This window comes from Marinitoga arctica (assembly GCF_054657315.1).
Genome location: NZ_BAAHYY010000109.1, coordinates 1 through 217, shown reverse-complemented (window position 1 = coordinate 217; position 217 = coordinate 1). Strand labels below are relative to the sequence as shown.

Below are 217 nucleotides of genomic sequence, written 5' to 3'. Positions count from 1 at the left end.
AAAATACAAAGAAAAAGTAGTAATACTCATAGACGAATATGAATCACCAATACTGGAGCATATAAACAATAAAGAAAAAGCAGAAGAATTTAGAGCATTTTTAAGAGAATTCTATAAAAAAGTAAAAACAAAAGATGCGTATATAAAATTTGTATTTTTAACAGGAATCACAAAATTCACAAAAACAGGAGTATTTTCTGCACTTAATAACTTAAAC

At 24.9% G+C, this 217-nt stretch carries 1 protein-coding gene; it reads left to right on the top strand.

Annotated features, from left to right (window positions below; genetic code table 11):
• A partial coding sequence (locus ACYQ44_RS10570) for an AAA family ATPase (RefSeq protein ID WP_459997261.1) occupies positions 1-217 on the top strand: 217 nt, incomplete at both ends.